This window comes from Pseudomonas sp. 9AZ, assembly GCF_902506525.1.
GTDB lineage: Bacteria > Pseudomonadota > Gammaproteobacteria > Pseudomonadales > Pseudomonadaceae > Aquipseudomonas > Aquipseudomonas peli.
The window spans coordinates 1,783,134-1,800,516 of the sequence record NZ_LR733840.1; the positions used below are offsets into that span (position 1 = coordinate 1,783,134).

Genomic DNA, 17,383 nt, shown 5'->3' on the forward strand with positions numbered 1-17,383 from the left:
TCGCCGCTGAGCGGTCACACCAACGTTATGCCGATTATGCATGACCCAGTGCTTAACAGCATTGGCCAGCACCAAGCTGCAGCCCCTAACCTACGGGCTATCGCGGCATATGCCGTATTTCCTGAGTTGACCTTGATCATGTCCCCTGCTGCATCTACTCGCCTCGAAAAAGACCTGCTCGGCACCCTCGACGTTCCCGCTGATGCTTATTACGGCATCCAGACCCTGCGCGCCGTGCAGAACTTCCGCCTGTCCGGCGTGACGCTGTCGCACTACCCGAAACTGGTGGTTGCCCTGGCCATGGTCAAACAGGCCGCTGCCGACGCCAACCGCGAGCTAGGACACCTGTCCGCCGCCAAGCACACGGCGATCAGCACCGCGTGCGCACGCATCATTCAGGGCGAGTTTCACGACCAGTTCGTGGTCGACATGATTCAAGGCGGCGCTGGCACCTCGACCAACATGAATGCCAACGAAGTCATCGCCAATATCGCCCTCGAAGCCATGGGTTTCGAGAAAGGTGACTACAAGCAGCTGCACCCGAACAACGACGTGAACATGGCGCAGTCAACCAACGACGCCTACCCGACCGCCATCCGCCTCGGCCTGCTGCTCGGCCACGACAGCCTGCTGACCGCGCTGGACAAGCTGATCCAGTCGCTGTCGAAAAAGCACCTGGAATTCAGCCATGTGCTGAAAATGGGCCGCACCCAGCTACAGGATGCCGTACCGATGACTCTCGGTCAGGAGTTCCGCGCCTTCGCCACCACCCTCGGCGAAGACCTGCAGCACCTCAAGCTGCTCGCCCCGACCCTGCTCACCGAAGTCAACCTGGGCGGCACCGCGATTGGCACCGGCATCAACGCCGACCCGCAATACCAGCTGCTGGCGGTTAAACGCCTGGCGATTATCAGCGGCCAGCCGCTGACCCCGGCCGCCGACCTGATCGAAGCCACGTCGGACATGGGCGCCTTTGTACTGTTCTCCGGCATGCTCAAGCGCACCGCGGTGAAGCTGTCGAAGATCTGCAACGACCTGCGCCTGCTCTCCAGTGGCCCGCGCACCGGCATCAACGAAATCAATCTGCCCGCGCGCCAGCCGGGCAGCTCGATCATGCCCGGCAAGGTCAACCCGGTGATTCCGGAAGCGGTCAACCAGGTGGCCTTCGAAGTGATCGGCAACGACCTGGCGCTGACCATGGCAGCCGAAGGTGGCCAGCTGCAGCTGAACGTGATGGAGCCGCTGATCGCCTACAAGATCTTTGACTCGATCCGCCTGCTGACCCGCGCCATGGATATGCTGCGCGAGCTGTGCATCGACGGCATCACCGCCAACGAAGCGCGCTGCCGCGAACTGATGGAAAACTCCATCGGCCTGATCACCGCGCTGAACCCTTACATCGGCTACGAGAACGCCACGCGCATCGCCAAAGTAGCGCTGGACAGCGGCCGTGGCGTGCTGGAACTGGTGCGCGAGGAGAAGCTGCTGGGCGACGCCGAGCTGGCCGACATCCTGCGCCCGGAAAATATGATCGCCCCGCGCCTGGTGCCCCTCAGCCAGTAAGCGAACTTCTGCGTTACAGGAGGCTACCCCCGCCTCCACTCCTCAAGGGATGGCCACGACCATCCCTTTTTTTGTGTCATACCCGCGCCTGGGTAGAGAGGTCTGCATGGATGCGCTGTTGCCGCGCGGCAACGATTAGCTGCCGAGCTGACGAATCCATTGTTCATAGCCCGCCGCATCAACCTGGGTAGCCCTGGTGCCGCATCCCGACGATGCCCAGCGCAGCTCGCGCGCCTCGCTGGGGCTGTACCCAAAATGGTGGCGAAATGCCCGGCTAAAATGCGCCTCATCGGCGAAGCCCCACTGATAGGCAATCACCCCGATATGCCGCTGCTCATGCGGCTGACAGAGCTGGCCATGGATGCGCTCCAGCCGGCGCTGGCGAATGTAGGCCGCCACCCCGCCCAGCGGCTCGAACAACCGGTAGAGCCGCGACCGCGACAAACCAAGCTGGCGACACAACCATTGCGGAGAAAGCCCGGGGTCGGCCAACGCCTGTTCAATGGCCCCCTTAATCCGATTCAGCTGACCGGCCTCAATGGGCTGACGCGCCTGTTCGAAACTGTCCAGGCTGGGGTTCAGGCAGGCGCCGAGTAGATCGACAGTGGCCCGCGCGACGTCGCCCGCCTCATTTAGGTGAAGCTGCGGCAAACGCTGCTCAAGGGCATTGAGGTAATCACCGAACAGACTACCCAGGCCGCCGCGCAGAATCCGTCCATGAATATCACGCAGTGGTCGACGGCTCTCCAGGCACTCGCGCGGAACCACCAGGTTGGTGATGTGGGCGCGACTGGCCAGGGTGTCGAAACTGCGCGTGAGGTCCAGCACAAACAGCTCGCCTGGCTCGACGCAAAAGGGTGTGCCGGCAAAATCGCCGCGTTGTCCGCCAGAGCGGTAGACCTGGAGCAGCACATGGTCGAGCTGATCAGCATGAATACGCCGTGCGCCACGACACAGACGCTGCGCATCAAGCACAGCCGTGCCGAACACCAGGTCCCCCAGGTGGTAGGCCTCGACTTCCGCATGAAAATCAGCAGACGGCTCGCTCCCAGGGAATATCTGCGCCTCGAACATCACCCCGATGCTCTGTCGCCACGCCTCAAAACTATCCGTGCCGGGCAGTTCGCGGGTGCTGAAGCGACTGACCGGCAGCTTCTCTGAGTCCAATGCCAAACCTCCATCCCTGGGACGCGGCAGAGTCTTGTGCATCAGGGACAAACCGTCAAGAAACTGGGACAGCAATCCAAGTACACCGGCAAAGCGCCAACATACAGTCACCGCCTGGATATTCCGTGAGCACATGACAGGAGACGCAATGTCAGCACAGGCATTCGGTGATTGCCCGGAGCGGCAGCCATGAGTGGTGCCGCCTGGTTGGCCTACCTCGCGGCGATCAGCGCGCTGATCATCTCGCCAGGCCCCTCGGCGTTACTGGTGGTGCGCACCGCCAGCAGCCTGGGTTTTGTCGCAGCCATCCGAGTCATCCTTGGCGGCAGCCTGTCGGCGCTGATCCTCATCTGTGTGTCGCTGGCTGGGCTGGCGCGCCTGGCCGGAGAGGATCTGCTCGGCCTGCTGCGCCTCTGCGGAGGCCTGTATCTGCTCTACGCCGGTATCAGCCAATGGCGCCAGGCGGCGCCACTGCAGACCCAGAGCCCCAGTGCACCCCACCAGCGGTTATTCCTGTCAGCGTTTCTGGTCGGCATGAGCAATCCCAAGGACATTCTTTTTTTCTCCTCTTTTCTCAGCTTGCTGGTCCCTCAGAACGGCAGCCTGTTGCTGCACAGCCAGATCGTGCTGGTCTGGGTGCTGGTCGACCTCGTGATCATGCTCGGGTATGCCTGGTTCGCTCGGCATCAGCGGCTACTCGACGGCCGTCAGTTATCCCGATGCTGCGCGGTGCTACTGGGCGCCTTCGGCAGCGCAGCGCTACTGCTCGAAACGCAACCGCTCTACGCCCACCTCAGCGCACTCTAAGGCGCGCTAGCCCCAAGCCCGGCGCAGCGCCTGCAATGCCTCGCTGATCTGCGCTTCAGGCACCGCGGCAAAGCCCAGCACCAGCCCGGCGCGCTGATCGTCCGGCGTGCGGCTGTCGGGCAGCCAGTAACTGCTAAGCGCGCTGATCTCCACACCAACCCGCTCGGCGGCGCTGATCAGCTCACGCTCGCGGGCCAGGCTGTCGACCCGGACACACAGATGCAACCCAGCCTCCACCACCGGTAGCGGCGCACAGCCCGGCACATCCGCAGGCCAGCCCGCCAACAGTGCATCGCGACGGCTGCGCGCGGCGCCGCGCATACGGCGGATATGCCGCTGAAAATGCCCGGCGGCGATAAATTCGGCCATCACCGCCTGGGTGCCGATTTCCGAATGGCGCATATCCAGGGCGCGACGCTGGGCAAAGGCTTCGGCCAGCGCCGGCGGCAATACCAGATAACCCAGACGCAACGCCGGAAAAGCAATCTTGCAGAAGGTGCCGACGTAGAGCACCCGGCCCTGGCGGTCGAGGGCCGCCAGGGGCGCTAACGGCGTGCCGCTGTAGCGGTACTCGCCGTCGTAATCGTCCTCGATAATCAGGCCGTTATTACGCTCGGCCCACTCCAGCAGTTGCAGGCGCCGCGCCAGCGACAGGGTGACGCCAGTCGGGTACTGGTGCGATGGCGTCACGTAGACCAACCGGCACTCTTCAATCTGCTCCAGCGCGGCGGTGTTCAGCCCTTCGCCATCCACCGCCACACCGCACAGTTGCGCTCCAGCTATCGCCAGGGCATGGCCGGCGGCGCGGTAACCGGGGTTCTCTACGGCCACCCGCGCCCCAGGGCTAACCAGCAACTGCGCGCACAGGCTGATGGCCTGCTGCGCACCATTGGTGACGACGATCTGCGCCGGATCGCAGTGCAGCCCGCGACTGTTGCGCAGATAGGCGGCAATCAGCTCGCGCAGCTGCCAGTCGCCAGCCGGGTCGCCGTAGCCCAGGCGCGCCGGCGATGGCTTGCGCCAGAAGCGCGCGGACAAACGTGCCCAGGTCTCGAAGGGAAACAGATCAAAGGCCGGCACACCGACGCGAAACGCCCGTGGCGCGCCGCTCAATGGCGGGTTCAGATGATGATTCTGTAACAGCTGCAAAGCGGCACTCTGCGTGCTGCCAGACAGCTGAGCCTGGGCAGAGCGCGCGGGCGTTGGCCGCGTCGCCCCGCTTAACTCGACCACATAAGTGCCGGCGCCGATGCGCCCCTCGATATAGCCCTCGGCATACAGCTGATCGAAGGCGCGGGTCACGGTGTTGCGCGAGATACCCAGCAGGTTCGCCAGATCACGGCTGGCCGGCAGGCGTGTACGGCTTTGCAGGCGACCATCGAGGATGCGCTCGCGCAGCGCCTGATACAGCTGACGCGCCAGGCCGCGCTGTGGGTCGAGGTGAATGCCGGATAGATCGACCGGCAGCGGCGCAGCGGACGGAATGGCCATGCCGATTGGCTCCATAGAAGTCGCAGAAAGTGGATCTTACAACAGGCCAATAGGCGGCCTAGCATGGCTCCATCAGCTCAGGTCCCGTTTCGGAGAAGCAGCCATGTACACGCCCGCCGCCTTCCGCCAGGACGACCTCGCCACGCTGCACCAGCAGATACGCGCCACCCGCCTGCCTACGCTGGTCAGCCACGGTACTCAGGGCCTGCTCGCCAGCCATCTGCCGTTGCTGCTGGATACCGATGAGGGCCCCTATGGCACGCTGTACGGCCACTTCGCCAAGGCCAATCCGCAGTGGCGTGACCTCGCTGAAGGCAACATGGCGCTGGTGATCTTCCAGGGCGCGGAGGCCTATATCAGCCCGTCCTGGTACGCCGCCAAGGCCGAGCACGGCAAGGTGGTGCCGACCTGGAACTACATCAGCGTGCAGGCCCATGGCCGCGCCGAAGTGTTCGATGACGCCGAGCGTCTGCTGCAGCTGGTCAGCCGCCTCAGCGCGCTGCACGAAGCCGAGCGTCCGCAGCCCTGGGCGGTCAGCGATGCACCGCGCGATTACATCGACAGCATGCTGCGCGCCATCGTCGGCTTCGCCCTGCCCATTGAGCGCCTGGAAGGCAAATGGAAGCTCGGGCAAAACCGCAGCCAAGCCGACCAAACCGGCGTGCGCGAGGGCCTGCAAGCCAGCCATGACCCACGCGACCGCGAACTGGCCGCACGAATAAACGACAGTCACTAACCCAGGGAAGAACCATGTCTATCGACATCCGACCTGTCACTCCCGCCGATCACGCCGCCTGGTTACCGCTGTGGCAGGGCTATTTGCACTTTTACCAGAGCGAGTTGCCCGCCGAGGTCAGCGCCATGACCTGGCAGCGCTTTCTCGACCCGAGCGAGCCCACCCATGCCGCCCTCGCCTGGCGCGACGGCCAGGCCGTGGGGCTGGTGCAGTGGATCTTCCACCGCAGCAACTGGTCGGTGGAGAACAGCTGCTACCTGCAGGATCTATTTGTCGGTGCCGATCAACGCGGCGGCGGCATCGGTCGCCTGCTGATTGAGCACGTCTATACCCAGGCCCAAGCGGCCGGCTCCAGCCGCGTGCATTGGCTGACCCAGGAAACCAATTACACAGGCCGCCAGCTCTACGACCGCATCGCCGAGCGCTCGGGCTTTATCCAATACCGCAAACAGTTCTAAGCAGGAGCCGTCGCATGCCCCAGCAACCGCTAATCGGCTGGCAGCTCGCGCCTACCCCAGCCCATCAACCCGTGGACGGCCAGTATGTGCACCTCGAACCGCTCGACTCGACGCACCATGGCGACGACCTGTGGCAGGCGTTGCAAGGCCCGGATAGCGACCCGGCACTCTGGGATTACCTGCCCTACGGTCCATTCAGCGAACGCGCGGGGTTCGATGCCTGGCTGAGCGGTCATGCGACCAGTCGCGATCCGTTGTTCTTTAGCGTGATCGACCTGAGCCAGCAGCGTGCAGTTGGTCTGCTGAGCTATCTGCGCATTGCGCCCAAGGATGGCTGTATCGAGATCGGTCATATCGCTTTCGGCCGCACCATGCAGCGCAGCCCGGCGTCGACCGAGGCGGTGTATCTGCTGGCCAAGCTGGCATTGGGCGAGCTTGGTTACCGCCGCCTGGAATGGAAATGCAACGCTGACAATGCCCGCTCGATGCGCGCCGCCAAGCGTCTGGGCTTCAGCTACGAAGGGCTGTTTCGCCAGCATATGGTGGTCAAAGGGCGTAACCGCGACACCGCCTGGTTTGCCATCCTCGACAGCGAATGGCAGGCCTGCAACGCGGCCTTTGAACGCTGGCTGGCGGCGGACAATTTCGATGCAGAGGGGCGGCAGCAGCAGCGTCTGCAAGACCTGCGGTAATAGCGCAGCGGTTTATTCGATCTCGAACAGCCCGTTCTTTAGCGGTGCATCGGCCAGCCGCTGGCGCACGTCGTCGTCGATGCGCGGATCGTCCGGGCGGTACAGGCGCACCTGGCGGTAGGCGCTGATGCGGTTGATCTCGGTGCCTAGGTATTCCCACACCACGCGGGTACAGGCCGGGCTACGGCGGTCGCCGCTGGAGACGCCGGTTTTCAGGCCGTTCAAGCGGGTGATGCGGCTCTTGTAGCTGGGAATCAGAATGGTCTGGCTCATTTCGTTGAGGGTCAGCGATTCGTAGTCCATCAGAAACAGCCGGTCCTGCAGCTGGAACGCGGCGCCCAGGTAACGGCAGCGCACCCAGTCTTCGCCCTGCACGTCGGCGCTGGCGGATCGCTCCTGACGCTCCTGGCGCTCGAACAGGAAGTCACCGTCCTCCTCCCACAGATGCACCAGCGACAACAGCACGGTGCCCGGCACCGACATGCAGTTGGAGTATTCGAAGTAGTAGCCGCAGTAACGCGACAGGTTGCCAGCATGCGCGCGTAGGGGCTTGAGCAGCTCCACCAATGCGTCGGTACGCGCGCCGGAAACCTGGCCCGGCGTACGCGCACCAATCAGGTCGGCGAACTGCTCGGCCGGCAGGCTCAGCTCGTAGGCCTCTACACCGAAGAAATCGCAGATCCGCTTGAGGTTATAAGCCGTCGGTCGGCTTTGTCCGCTCAGGTATTTGTTGAACTGGGCGCGATTGATCGCGAGCTTGCGGCAAACCTCGGCGATTGACCGGTAATGGCTGCACAACAGCTTTAGATTGGACCCTAGATGGTCGGACATGGCGGATTTCCTGGTGATGCGAGCGACGCGATTCTAGCATCAACTCGCATCAGTTCGCCGCGACCCGCGAAATTGCACCACGCGCGCGTCTGCTCAACCATTCGGCCCCGCCCATATTTCCTTCACAAAACAACAAGAGAGACCTCACTGCCATGCTCGATATTCTCAACGACCTGATCTGGAGCAAGCTCCTGATCGTGATGCTGATCGGCCTTGGTCTGTACTTCACCATCGCCTCGCGTTTCGTCCAGTTCCGTTACTTCGGCAGCATGTTTCGCATCTTCGCCGAAGCCTTCCAGCGTCAGCCTGGCCAGCTCAGCTCGTTCCAGGCGCTGATGCTCTCGGTAGCCGGTCGCGTCGGCGCCGGCAACATCGCTGGTGTCTCGGTGGCAATCATGCTCGGTGGCCCAGGCGCGATCTTCTGGATGTGGGTCGTGGCGTTGGTCGGCATGGCCACCAGCTACTTCGAATGCTCCCTGGCGCAGCTGTACAAGCGCCGCGAAGACGACGGCACCTACCGCGGTGGCCCGGCCTTCTACATTCAGCACGGCCTCGGCCAGCGCTGGTTGGGCATCGTCGTTTCGATCCTGCTGCTGGTGACCTTCGGTTTCGGCTTCAACGCCGTGCAATCGTTCACCGTAGCCAGCTCCATGCATGACACCTTCGGCCTGCCGACCTACGTCAGCGGCCTGATTCTGACCGTGGTGATTGGCCTGATCATCTTCGGCGGCATCAAGCGCATCGCCAAATTTGCTGACGTGCTGGTACCCGTGATGGCCTTCTCCTACATCGCCATGGCGCTGTTCGTGATTGGCAGCAACGTCGACGCTATCCCGGCCACCTTGGCGCTGATCTTCAAGAGCGCTTTCGGTCTGGAGCCTGCTTTTGCCGGCGGTATCGGCGCGGCAATCCTGATGGGCGTAAAACGCGGCCTGTTCTCCAACGAAGCCGGCCTGGGCAGTGCGCCAAACGTCGCCGCCGTTGCCGAGGTCAAGCACCCGGTAGCTCAGGGCATCGTGCAGTCGCTCAGCGTGTTTATCGACACCATCATTCTGTGCAGCTGCACCGCGCTGATCATCCTGCTGTCGGGTGTGTATACACCGGGCACCGAAATGGCCGGCGTTGTGCTGACCCAAACTGCCGTCGCCAGCGTGGTCGGTGAGTGGGGCCGGGTGTTCGTGACCGTGGCGCTGCTGCTGTTTGTGTTCACCACCCTGATCTACAACTACTACCTCGGCGAAAACGCCCTGGGCTTCTTCAGCAAGAAACGCGCGCCAGTGATGGTCTACCGCGTGCTGGTGGTGGCTCTGGTACTCTGGGGTTCGGTACAGGATCTGGGCACGGTGTTCGCCTTCGCCGATGTGACCATGGGTCTGTTGGCCATCTGCAACCTGATTGCCCTGGTGCTGCTGTTCAAGGTCGGCCTGCGTCTGATGCGCGACTACGACAGCCAGATCAAGGCCGGCGTGGAATCGCCCGTATTCGATGCGAAAAACTTCGCCGACCTGGACCTCGACCCAGCTGCATGGCCTAACGCGGCGCAAAACGCCCCGGCCAACCATGCGGAAATTGGCAACAGCGTGCATCAGCGCTAAGTCATTGCTAACGCTGCATACGCTGTAATAAACAGGGGGCTTGGCCCCCTGTTTTCTTATAAGAACAATGAAAATACGGAGACCCCTGATGGGTTGTAGCAATCTTCTGGTGCTCTACACCGGTGGCACCATCGGTATGCAAATGAGCGCCACGGGCCTGGCCCCAGCGTCCGGTTTCGATGAGCGCCTGCGCCGCCAGCAAGCGCTGGAGTCTCAGCCGCTGCCGCAATGGACCTTCCGCGAGCTGCTGCCGCCAATCGACAGCGCCAATATGAACCAGCACAACTGGCTGGCGATGGTCACGGCGATTCGCGCCGGCATCGAGCAGGACGGCTGCGACGGCGTACTGCTGCTGCACGGCACCGACACCCTGGCCTACAGCGCTGCCGCCTTGAGCTTTCTGCTGCTGGGTTTGCCCGTACCAGTGATTCTCAGCGGTTCAATGCTGCCGGCCGGTGCCGAGGGCAGCGATGCCTGGGGCAACCTGTTCGGCGCCATGCGCGCGCTGCAGGCCGGCGTCACGCCGGGCGTGCACCTGTATTTCAACGGTGAGCTGCTGCATGGCGCGCGGGTGAGCAAGCTGCGCAGCGATGCCTTCGATGCCTTCCACGTGCTGCCACGCCAGCGCCAGAGCCCACGTGCGGAAAGCATTCCAGCGAATATCGACTACCGCCAACCGCGCCAGCCGGTGAATCTGGCCGTACTACCGTTCTACCCCGGCATCCAGGCAAACCACGTGCGCACCTTGCTGGACAGCGGCGTGCAAGGTCTGCTGCTGGAGTGCTACGGCAGCGGCACAGGCCCGTCAGATAACGCTGAACTGCTCGATGTGCTCAAGGCCGCCCATGCACGTGGCGTGGTACTGGCCGCAATCAGCCAGTGCCCGCACGGCCATGTCGAGTTTGGCGTGTATGCCGCCGGCAGCCAACTGGCCAGTGCCGGGCTGATTTCCGCCGGCGGTATGACCCGTGAAGCGGCTCTGGGCAAGCTGTTCGCCCTGCTCGGCACGGGCCTGAGCCAGGCTGAGGTGGAACACTGGTTCGCCCTGGATGTCTGTGGTGAACGCGCCGATTGAAGCTTGGGCCCTTACGGCTAGGCTGTAAGGGCTTTACCCAGCCAAGGAGAGTGTCGCCATGCCCGTTCGCATCCCCGTCGAGATCCGCCCTGTAACTGCCGCCGATCATGCGGTCTGGCTGCCACTGTGGCAGGGCTATCAACGGTTCTATATGACCGAGATCGCCGCCGCGACCAGCGACATTACCTGGCAGCGCTTTCTCGATCCGGCCGAGCCGATGCATGCCGCGTTGGCCTGGCATGATGGCCAGGCGATTGGCCTGGTGCACTGGATCTACCACCGCTCGACCTGGACACCCGGCGACTACTGCTACCTGCAGGACCTGTTTATCAGCAAGGATGTACGCAGCAGTGGTGCCGGCCGTAAGCTGATCGAGCACGTCTACCGCGAAGCCCAGGTACAGGGCTGCTCGCGTACCTACTGGATGACCCACGAGAGCAACAGCAAAGCCATGCTGCTGTATGAACGTATCGCTGAACGCTCTGGTTTCATCCAATACCGCAAAGTGTTCTAAGCACTGACTTCGCGGTCAGAAATTCTGCCATGCGCTCTTGCCGCAGGCAGATTACGGCGTTATCTTTTGCGCCACGCCCGGCCACCTGCGCCGGCCGCGCACCTGGATCAGCAGACAGGGTAAACACTGAGCTGGCTAACCTGAACCCAACTTCAGAGGAGCCAACTCAATGGCTGCTACACGTATCTGGATCAAAAACCCCCTCGCCATCTTCACTGCCAACAACCTCGACGCTGCCGGCGGCCTGGTGATTGAAGACGGTGTGATCAGTGAACTGCTCAAGGCTGGCCAGCAGCCGAGCCAACCCTGCAATCGCACCTTCGATGCCCGCGAACATGTGGTGCTCCCGGGGCTGATCAACACCCACCACCACTTCTATCAAACCCTCACCCGCGCCTGGGGCCCAGTGGTCAATCAGCCGTTGTTTCCCTGGCTGAAAACCCTCTACCCGGTGTGGGCACGCCTGACCCCCGAGAAGCTCGCCCTGGCCAGTAAAGTGGCCCTGGCCGAACTGCTGCTGTCCGGTTGCAGCACCGCGGCGGACCACCACTACCTGTTCCCAGGCGGCCTGGAAAACGCCATCGACGTGCAGGTCGAAGCGGTGCGCGAGCTGGGCATGCGCGCCATGCTCACCCGTGGTTCGATGAGCCTGGGCGAAGCCGACGGCGGCCTGCCGCCGCAACAGACCGTGCAACAGGGCGAAGTGATCCTGGCCGACAGCCAACGGCTGATCCAGGACTACCATCAGCGCGGCGACGGCGCGCAGATCCAGATCGCCCTGGCGCCCTGCTCACCGTTCTCGGTGACCCAGGAAATCATGCGCCAGAGCGCCGAACTGGCCGAAGAACTGGACGTGCGCCTGCACACCCACCTGGCCGAAACCCTCGACGAAGAAGACTTCTGCCTGCAGCGCTTCGGCCTGCGTACCGTGGATTATCTGGACAGCGTCGGCTGGCTCAGCTCGCGCACCTGGCTGGCCCACGGCATCCACTTCAACCCGGATGAAATCACCCGCCTGGGCCAGGCCGGCACCGGCATCTGCCATTGCCCAAGCTCGAATATGCGCCTGGCCTCGGGCATCTGTCCGACCCTCGACCTGGAAGCCGCCGGCGCACCGATCGGCCTCGGCGTGGATGGCTCGGCCTCCAACGATGCCTCGAATATGATTCTCGAAGCGCGTCAGGCTTTGTATATCCAGCGCCTGCGCTACGGCGCCGAGAATATCACCCCGGAACTGGTGCTGGGCTGGGCTAGCAAGGGCTCGGCCAAGCTGCTGGGGCGCAGCGATATTGGCGAGCTGGCGGTGGGCAAGCAGGCCGACCTGGCCTTCTTCAAACTCGACGAGCTGCGCTTCTCCGGCAGCCACGACCCAATCTCCGCCCTGCTGCTGTGCGGCGCCGACAAGGCCGACCGTATGATGATTGGCGGCCAGTGGCGCGTGATCGACGGCCAGATCGAAGGACTCGACGTGGCCAAGCTGATCGCCGATCACCGCCAGGCGGCCAAGGAGTTGATTGCTGGGTGATGCATCCACCCTGAAGGAGCTGCTGGGCGGTACCCCGCCGCTCCTACTGCGGCAGTTAAAACACCGACCAGCCGATCCGCTCGCTCAGCAGCTCCAGGGCCTTGATCCCGGCCAGGGAGTTGCCGGCGGCGTTCAGCTCCGGTGACCACACGCACACGCTGAAACGCCCCGGTACCACCGCGACAATACCGCCGCCAACACCACTCTTGCCCGGCAGGCCGACACGGTAGGCAAAGTTACCGGCTTCGTCGTACAGCCCACTGGTGGCCATGATCGCGTTGACCTGTTTGCTCTGCCGCGCACTCAAAATCGACTGACTGCTGTGCTTGCAGAAGCCGTCGTTAGCCAGAAAGCAGAACGCCCGCGCCAAGTCGACGCAGCTCATGCGCAGCGCGCAGTAACTGAAATAGCTGCGCAGCACCGCTTCCACATCGTTGTGAAAATTGCCGAAGGACTGCATCAGGTAAGCCGCCGCCGCATTGCGCGCGCGGTGCTGGTATTCCGACTCGGCCACCCGCTGGTCCACCGCCACCTCCGGGTTACCCGCCAGACGGCGCACAAAGTCACGCATCGACAGCACTGGCGCAGCAAAGCGCGACTGATTGATGTCGCAGATCACCAGCGCGCCGGCATTGATAAACGGATTGCGCGGCTTGCCTCGCTCGAACTCCAGCTGCACCAACGAATTGAAGGGCTGGCCGGAGGGCTCATGACCCAAACGCTGCCAGATATCCTCACCGGAATGCTCGATCGCCTGCACCAGGCTGAACACCTTGGAAATGCTCTGCACGGAGAACGGCGTGTGCGCATCACCGGCGCAGTACAACTCGCCGTCGTTGCTGTACACCGCGATGCCCAGCTGATTGGCCGGCACATCGGCCAGCGCCGGGATGTAATCGGCCACTTTCCCTTGCCCGATCAGCGGGCGGACTTGATCAAGAATTTCATTCAACAGCGCTTGCATACTCAGGCCCTTAGCGGCGCCCAGACGCCCGGGCTCTGTGGCTAGACGCTGGCGGCAAGACGCTGATCACAGCCAGGCCCGGAAAACTTGTCAGGAACGCCCGTGGCGCAGGCAAACCCGATCAAAACTGGGTATATTGCGCGCCGCGCAGCTGGCCAATGGCCAGATTGACGCCTGCTCGTGAATGTTCACGGATGACCATAAGGATCGACACGCATGTCCGCACTCCGCCTCAGCACCCTGTTACTCATCGCCCTCGCCTGCGCAGGCTGCTCCACCGGCGCCTGGTTCAAACTGCCGGAAAACAGCACCCTGGTGATTAACGAACGACCGGCGAAGAACAACCAGGGGCTTGTCCGCAGCCGTCCCTTCTCCTGGGGCGCCAGCGCTGGTATTCCCTACCGTATCGAAGACAATCAGGCCAATACCATCCGCTCTGGCAAATTGAAGAGCCGTTTCCGAGTGGCCTCGATCTTTTGGCCACCAGTCGGCATCGCTTACTGGCCAATGGGTTTCGGTCAACGCTGCTTTGATCTGACCGGCGAAGCACCACAGACCTGCACCTATCAAGACCTGCTGGAACTGCGCACCGCCCATCGCCTGCGCCGCTAAAACTTTTCCGCGCGCAGCACTTCAACCTGCGCCAGGTAGCAGACCATGGCGTAGTTGGCGTAGTAGCGCGCCTGCAGGTGGCCGGCGATGCGTTCAGCGATATCGCGGGTGCAGATGATCTCCACGCGGATATTGCCTTCGGTGTCCCAGCCGGCACTGCGCACGCCGCGGCCACCCCGGCCGCGCGCATCGGAGATGGTCCAGCCCGGCGCGCCAAGCTGTTCCAGGTCAGCCACCAGCTTTTTCTCCAGCGCCGCTTCGCAGATCACGGTAAGCAGGGTGCGGATATGCGCGTCCATCTAGAGCCCCCAGGCCATCAGCTGTTCGGCCAGCATCAGGTACAACGGGATGCCGACGATGATATTGAAGGGAAAGGTAATGCCCAGCGACGCCGTCAGCGACAGCGACGGGTTGGCCTCGGGCAAGGCCAGACGCAAGGCCGCCGGCACGGCGATATAGGACGCGGACGCCGCCAGCGTAGCCAGCACCGCTGTACCGCCGAGGCTCAGGCCCATAAAACGACCGAGTAGCGCGCCGATCAACGCACCGAACAATGGCATCAGCAAGGCAAAACCCAGCAGGCGCAGACCGAACTGCTTGAGCGAGCCGAGCTGACCGGAGGCAATCAGCCCCATCTCCAGCAGGAACAGCGCCAGCACCGGTTTGAACATGCTGGTGTAGAACGGCTCCAGCGGCTTGATTGCCTCTTTTCCGGCAATCGCACCGATGATCAGGCCGCCGAGCAGCAGCATGATGCTCTTGCCGAGAAAGATTTCCCGGCCCAACTCGCCCCAATCGGTGTCGCGGGCAATCCCCTTAGCCAACAGGATGCCGACCAGAATCGCCGGGATTTCCAGAATGGCGACAAACAGTGGCATGTAGCTTTCGAACTCGATGCCCTTGGCCAGCATGTAGGCCACTACCACAGCAAAGGTCCCGGCGCTGACCGAACCATAGTGCGCCGCCACTGCCGCGGCGTTGACCCGGTCGAAGCCCAGACCGCGCAGCACGGCAAAGGCCAGCAGCGGCAGCGCCACACCCAGCCCCAGCACCCAGGCGGCCTGCCCGAGCAACTGCCAGCTGGCCTGCTCGGCCAACTCCACACCGCCGTGCAGACCAATGGCCAGCAGCAGAATGATGGAGAGGGTTTCATACAGCGCAGGTGGCAATTTCAGCTCGCTTTTCAGCAAACCCGCCAACAGGCCGAACACAAAGAACAGCACCACCGGATCCAGACTCACCGCGCATTGCTCCCGTATTGAACTGCTATTGAGACGCCTGTCGCGTCACACCTGCTCGAATAAAAGGTCATGCCCCCACCACGCGTTGTGCTGATACCCGCAGTTTTGCCCAGTCTCCTGCTGAGAACAGCAGAACCCTGCACAGCGGGGCATAACCGAAAAAAGGAGCCTTACGGCTCCGGGGACTCAGGCACTGGGCCTAAAAACCCATGCAGGCGCGAAGAATAAGCCGCGCCTGCGGTGTAAAAAGAAGCCCCAAAAAAGCCATTCAAATGCCTGTTCAAACAGCCGGGGCTTCCGAGGTTAACCTTCGATTTCCACCAGTACGTCGCCTGGATTGACCCGATCGCCCTTGGCCACATGCACCGCCGTCACGGTACCGGCAATCGGCGCCTGCACTTCGGTTTCCATCTTCATCGCTTCGCTGATCAGTACCGCCTGACCGGCCTTGACCGTGTCACCGACCTTGACCAGTACATCGACGATATTGCCTGGCATGCTGGTGCTGACATCGCCCGGCGCACTGGCCTGCTTACGCTTGCCAGAACTGCCCGCGACAAAATCATTCAGCGGTTCAAACACCACTTCTTCCGGCATGCCGTCGATCGACAGGTAGAAGTGGCGCTTGCCGTCGCTCTTCACGCCAACGCCGGTGATGTCGACGCGGTAGCTTTCGCCGTGTACATCCACCACGAATTCGGTCGGTACACCTTCACCACCCGCGGGGGCCACACCGCCGGCTTCCGGGATCGGCAGCAGCACTTCCGGCGTCAGGGTGCCGGCAGCACGGTCTTCAAGGAACTTGCGGCCGATATCCGGGAACATGGCGTAGGTCAACACGTCTTCTTCGGACTTGGCCAGGCTGCCGATTTCCTCGCGCAATTTGGCCATCTCCGGCTTGATTAGGTCGGCCGGACGTACTTCGATGACTTCTTCGCTACCAATCGCCTGCTTGCGCAGCTGTTCGTTGACCTTGCCCGGCGCCAGGCCGTAGCGACCTTGCAGGTAGAGCTTCACCTCGTTGGTGATGGTTTTATAACGCTCACCGGCGAGCACGTTGAACACCGCCTGGGTGCCGACAATCTGCGAGGTCGGCGTCACCAGCGGCGGGAAGCCGAGGTCTTCACGCACCCGCGGGATTTCCGCGAAGACCTCGTTGATGCGGTTTAACGCGCCCTGCTCTTTCAGCTGGTTAGCCAGGTTGGACATCATCCCGCCCGGCACCTGGTTGACCTGCACGCGGGTGTCCACGGCGGTGAACTCGCTCTCGAACTGGTGGTACTTCTTGCGCACGGCGTGGAAGTACAGGCCGATCTCCTGAATCAGCGCCAGGTCCAGCCCGGTGTCGTAGGGGCTGCCCTTGAGCGCGGCGACCATCGACTCGGTACCCGGATGGCTGGTGCCCCAGGCGAAGCTGGAGATAGCGGTGTCGATATGGTCAGCACCGGCTTCAATCGCCTTGAGCTGGCACATCGAACCCATGCCAGCGGTGTCATGGCTGTGAATAAACACCGGCAGGTCGACTTCCGCCTTCAGCGCCCGCACCAGATCAGCAGTGGCGTACGGGGTGAGCAGACCGGCCATATCCTTGATCGCGATAGAGTCGATGCCCATGGCCTGCATGGCCTTGGCCTGTTTCACAAACGCCTCAACGGTGTGCACGGGGCTGGTGGTGTACGCGATGGTACCTTGTGCGTGCTTACCGGCGGCCTTCACCGCCTCAATGGACACGCGCAGGTTACGCACGTCGTTCATCGCATCAAAGATGCGGAACACGTCGATACCATTGACGGCGGCTTTGGCCACAAAGGCGCGCACCACGTCATCACTGTAGTGGCGATAACCGAGCAGGTTCTGTCCACGCAGGAGCATCTGCAAGCGGGTGTTCGGCAGACCGGCCTTGAGTTTGCGCAGGCGCTCCCAGGGATCTTCCTTGAGGAAGCGCACGCAGGAATCGAAGGTCGCGCCGCCCCAGACCTCCAGCGACCAGTAACCGACCTGATCAAGCTTGGCGCAGATCGGCAGCATGTCATCCAGGCGCATGCGTGTAGCGATGATCGACTGGTGGGCATCGCGCAGGATGGTATCGGTGATGGTGATCTTCTTGTTCAT

At 62.7% G+C, this 17,383-nt stretch carries 17 protein-coding genes; 10 read left to right on the top strand and 7 right to left on the bottom strand.

The annotated features are described in order from the left end of the window. The first annotated feature begins 138 nt into the window (after positions 1-138). Positions 139-1,563: an aspartate ammonia-lyase gene (locus ALTER154_RS08290; protein WP_160086148.1), complete on the top strand. Its 1,425-nt coding sequence runs from the start codon at positions 139-141 to the stop codon at positions 1,561-1,563. Positions 1,564-1,698: 135 nt separating this feature from the next. Here the strand turns inward: ALTER154_RS08290 and ALTER154_RS08295 are convergent, their stop codons facing one another. Continuing rightward, positions 1,699-2,736, bottom strand: a complete 1,038-nt coding sequence (locus tag ALTER154_RS08295; RefSeq protein WP_160086150.1) for a helix-turn-helix domain-containing protein — start codon at positions 2,734-2,736, stop codon at positions 1,699-1,701. 183 nt (positions 2,737-2,919) lie between these two features. Between ALTER154_RS08295 and ALTER154_RS08300 the strand changes: the two genes are divergently transcribed. After that, entirely contained in the window at positions 2,920-3,537 is a 618-nt protein-coding gene (locus ALTER154_RS08300; protein WP_160086152.1) for a LysE family translocator, read from the top strand. 6 nt (positions 3,538-3,543) lie between these two features. Here ALTER154_RS08300 and ALTER154_RS08305 read toward each other — a convergent pair whose 3' ends face one another. Next, on the bottom strand, positions 3,544-5,028 hold the full coding sequence (locus ALTER154_RS08305) for a PLP-dependent aminotransferase family protein (protein ID WP_372239920.1): 1,485 nt from the start codon (positions 5,026-5,028) through the stop codon (positions 3,544-3,546). 103 nt (positions 5,029-5,131) lie between these two features. Here ALTER154_RS08305 and ALTER154_RS08310 point away from each other — a divergent pair, with 103 nt between their 5' ends. From ALTER154_RS08310 to ALTER154_RS08320, 3 genes are read left to right on the top strand one after another with little or no spacing between them, the layout of a single operon-like run. Further along, positions 5,132-5,764 (top strand): FMN-binding negative transcriptional regulator, encoded by a 633-nt coding sequence (locus tag ALTER154_RS08310; RefSeq protein WP_160086154.1) that lies wholly within the window; start codon positions 5,132-5,134, stop codon positions 5,762-5,764. A 14-nt stretch (positions 5,765-5,778) separates the two neighbouring features. Further along, positions 5,779-6,222 (top strand): GNAT family N-acetyltransferase, encoded by a 444-nt coding sequence (locus ALTER154_RS08315; RefSeq protein WP_160086156.1) that lies wholly within the window; start codon positions 5,779-5,781, stop codon positions 6,220-6,222. Between the two features lie 14 nt (positions 6,223-6,236). Beyond that, positions 6,237-6,914 carry a GNAT family N-acetyltransferase gene (locus ALTER154_RS08320; protein ID WP_160086158.1) on the top strand — a complete coding sequence of 226 codons (678 nt, stop codon included), beginning with the start codon at positions 6,237-6,239 and terminating at the stop codon, positions 6,912-6,914. A 12-nt stretch (positions 6,915-6,926) separates the two neighbouring features. On the opposite strand, the gene ALTER154_RS08325 is transcribed toward ALTER154_RS08320, so the two are convergent. Next, positions 6,927-7,745, bottom strand: coding sequence for a helix-turn-helix transcriptional regulator (locus tag ALTER154_RS08325; protein ID WP_160086160.1), 819 nt, complete (start codon positions 7,743-7,745; stop codon positions 6,927-6,929). Positions 7,746-7,897: 152 nt separating this feature from the next. Between ALTER154_RS08325 and ALTER154_RS08330 the strand changes: the two genes are divergently transcribed. The 4 genes from ALTER154_RS08330 (at position 7,898) to ALTER154_RS08345 (ending at position 12,454) form a co-directional block, all read left to right on the top strand. Beyond that, on the top strand, positions 7,898-9,340 hold the full coding sequence (locus ALTER154_RS08330) for a sodium:alanine symporter family protein (RefSeq protein WP_160086162.1): 1,443 nt from the start codon (positions 7,898-7,900) through the stop codon (positions 9,338-9,340). An 88-nt stretch (positions 9,341-9,428) separates the two neighbouring features. After that, positions 9,429-10,415, top strand: coding sequence for an asparaginase (locus ALTER154_RS08335; RefSeq protein WP_160086164.1), 987 nt, complete (start codon positions 9,429-9,431; stop codon positions 10,413-10,415). 58 nt (positions 10,416-10,473) lie between these two features. Next, positions 10,474-10,929, top strand: a complete 456-nt coding sequence (locus tag ALTER154_RS08340) for a GNAT family N-acetyltransferase (RefSeq protein WP_160086166.1) — start codon at positions 10,474-10,476, stop codon at positions 10,927-10,929. Positions 10,930-11,098: 169 nt separating this feature from the next. Beyond that, positions 11,099-12,454 carry an 8-oxoguanine deaminase gene (locus tag ALTER154_RS08345; RefSeq protein WP_160086168.1) on the top strand — a complete coding sequence of 452 codons (1,356 nt, stop codon included), beginning with the start codon at positions 11,099-11,101 and terminating at the stop codon, positions 12,452-12,454. Positions 12,455-12,509: 55 nt separating this feature from the next. On the opposite strand, the gene glsB is transcribed toward ALTER154_RS08345, so the two are convergent. Continuing rightward, the gene (gene glsB, locus ALTER154_RS08350) at positions 12,510-13,418 is read right to left on the bottom strand and encodes a glutaminase B (protein ID WP_090250868.1); all 909 of its coding nucleotides are present in this window, start codon (positions 13,416-13,418) and stop codon (positions 12,510-12,512) included. Positions 13,419-13,634: 216 nt separating this feature from the next. Here glsB and ALTER154_RS08355 point away from each other — a divergent pair, with 216 nt between their 5' ends. Next, on the top strand, positions 13,635-14,030 hold the full coding sequence (locus ALTER154_RS08355; protein WP_160086170.1) for a hypothetical protein: 396 nt from the start codon (positions 13,635-13,637) through the stop codon (positions 14,028-14,030). On the opposite strand, the gene ALTER154_RS08360 is transcribed toward ALTER154_RS08355, so the two are convergent. From ALTER154_RS08360 to oadA, 3 genes are all read right to left on the bottom strand, one after another. Then, on the bottom strand, positions 14,027-14,329 hold the full coding sequence (locus tag ALTER154_RS08360) for a DUF3240 family protein (protein WP_160086172.1): 303 nt from the start codon (positions 14,327-14,329) through the stop codon (positions 14,027-14,029). The two genes, ALTER154_RS08355 and ALTER154_RS08360, sit on opposite strands and share 4 nt — an antisense overlap. Beyond that, positions 14,330-15,271 carry a sodium-dependent bicarbonate transport family permease gene (locus ALTER154_RS08365; RefSeq protein WP_090250873.1) on the bottom strand — a complete coding sequence of 314 codons (942 nt, stop codon included), beginning with the start codon at positions 15,269-15,271 and terminating at the stop codon, positions 14,330-14,332. It abuts the gene before it with no gap. 303 nt (positions 15,272-15,574) lie between these two features. Next, positions 15,575-17,383, bottom strand: coding sequence for a sodium-extruding oxaloacetate decarboxylase subunit alpha (oadA, locus tag ALTER154_RS08370; RefSeq protein WP_160086174.1), 1,809 nt, complete (start codon positions 17,381-17,383; stop codon positions 15,575-15,577).

Excerpts from the sequence above, each read along its gene's own strand:
- ALTER154_RS08340 (WP_160086166.1), top strand. The coding sequence starts at position 10,474 with ATGCCCGTTCGCATCCCCGTCGAGATCCGCCCTGTAACTGCCGCCGAT.
- ALTER154_RS08345 (WP_160086168.1), top strand. The coding sequence starts at position 11,099 with ATGGCTGCTACACGTATCTGGATCAAAAACCCCCTCGCCATCTTCACT.
- ALTER154_RS08310 (WP_160086154.1), top strand. The coding sequence starts at position 5,132 with ATGTACACGCCCGCCGCCTTCCGCCAGGACGACCTCGCCACGCTGCAC.
- ALTER154_RS08335 (WP_160086164.1), top strand. The coding sequence starts at position 9,429 with ATGGGTTGTAGCAATCTTCTGGTGCTCTACACCGGTGGCACCATCGGT.
- ALTER154_RS08355 (WP_160086170.1), top strand. The coding sequence starts at position 13,635 with ATGTCCGCACTCCGCCTCAGCACCCTGTTACTCATCGCCCTCGCCTGC.
- ALTER154_RS08315 (WP_160086156.1), top strand. The coding sequence starts at position 5,779 with ATGTCTATCGACATCCGACCTGTCACTCCCGCCGATCACGCCGCCTGG.
- ALTER154_RS08330 (WP_160086162.1), top strand. The coding sequence starts at position 7,898 with ATGCTCGATATTCTCAACGACCTGATCTGGAGCAAGCTCCTGATCGTG.
- ALTER154_RS08320 (WP_160086158.1), top strand. The coding sequence starts at position 6,237 with ATGCCCCAGCAACCGCTAATCGGCTGGCAGCTCGCGCCTACCCCAGCC.
- oadA (WP_160086174.1), bottom strand. The coding sequence starts at position 17,383 with ATGAACAAGAAGATCACCATCACCGATACCATCCTGCGCGATGCCCAC.
- ALTER154_RS08300 (WP_160086152.1), top strand. The coding sequence starts at position 2,920 with ATGAGTGGTGCCGCCTGGTTGGCCTACCTCGCGGCGATCAGCGCGCTG.
- glsB (WP_090250868.1), bottom strand. The coding sequence starts at position 13,418 with ATGCAAGCGCTGTTGAATGAAATTCTTGATCAAGTCCGCCCGCTGATC.
- ALTER154_RS08360 (WP_160086172.1), bottom strand. The coding sequence starts at position 14,329 with ATGGACGCGCATATCCGCACCCTGCTTACCGTGATCTGCGAAGCGGCG.
- ALTER154_RS08290 (WP_160086148.1), top strand. The coding sequence starts at position 139 with ATGTCCCCTGCTGCATCTACTCGCCTCGAAAAAGACCTGCTCGGCACC.
- ALTER154_RS08305 (WP_372239920.1), bottom strand. The coding sequence starts at position 5,028 with ATGGCCATTCCGTCCGCTGCGCCGCTGCCGGTCGATCTATCCGGCATT.
- ALTER154_RS08325 (WP_160086160.1), bottom strand. The coding sequence starts at position 7,745 with ATGTCCGACCATCTAGGGTCCAATCTAAAGCTGTTGTGCAGCCATTAC.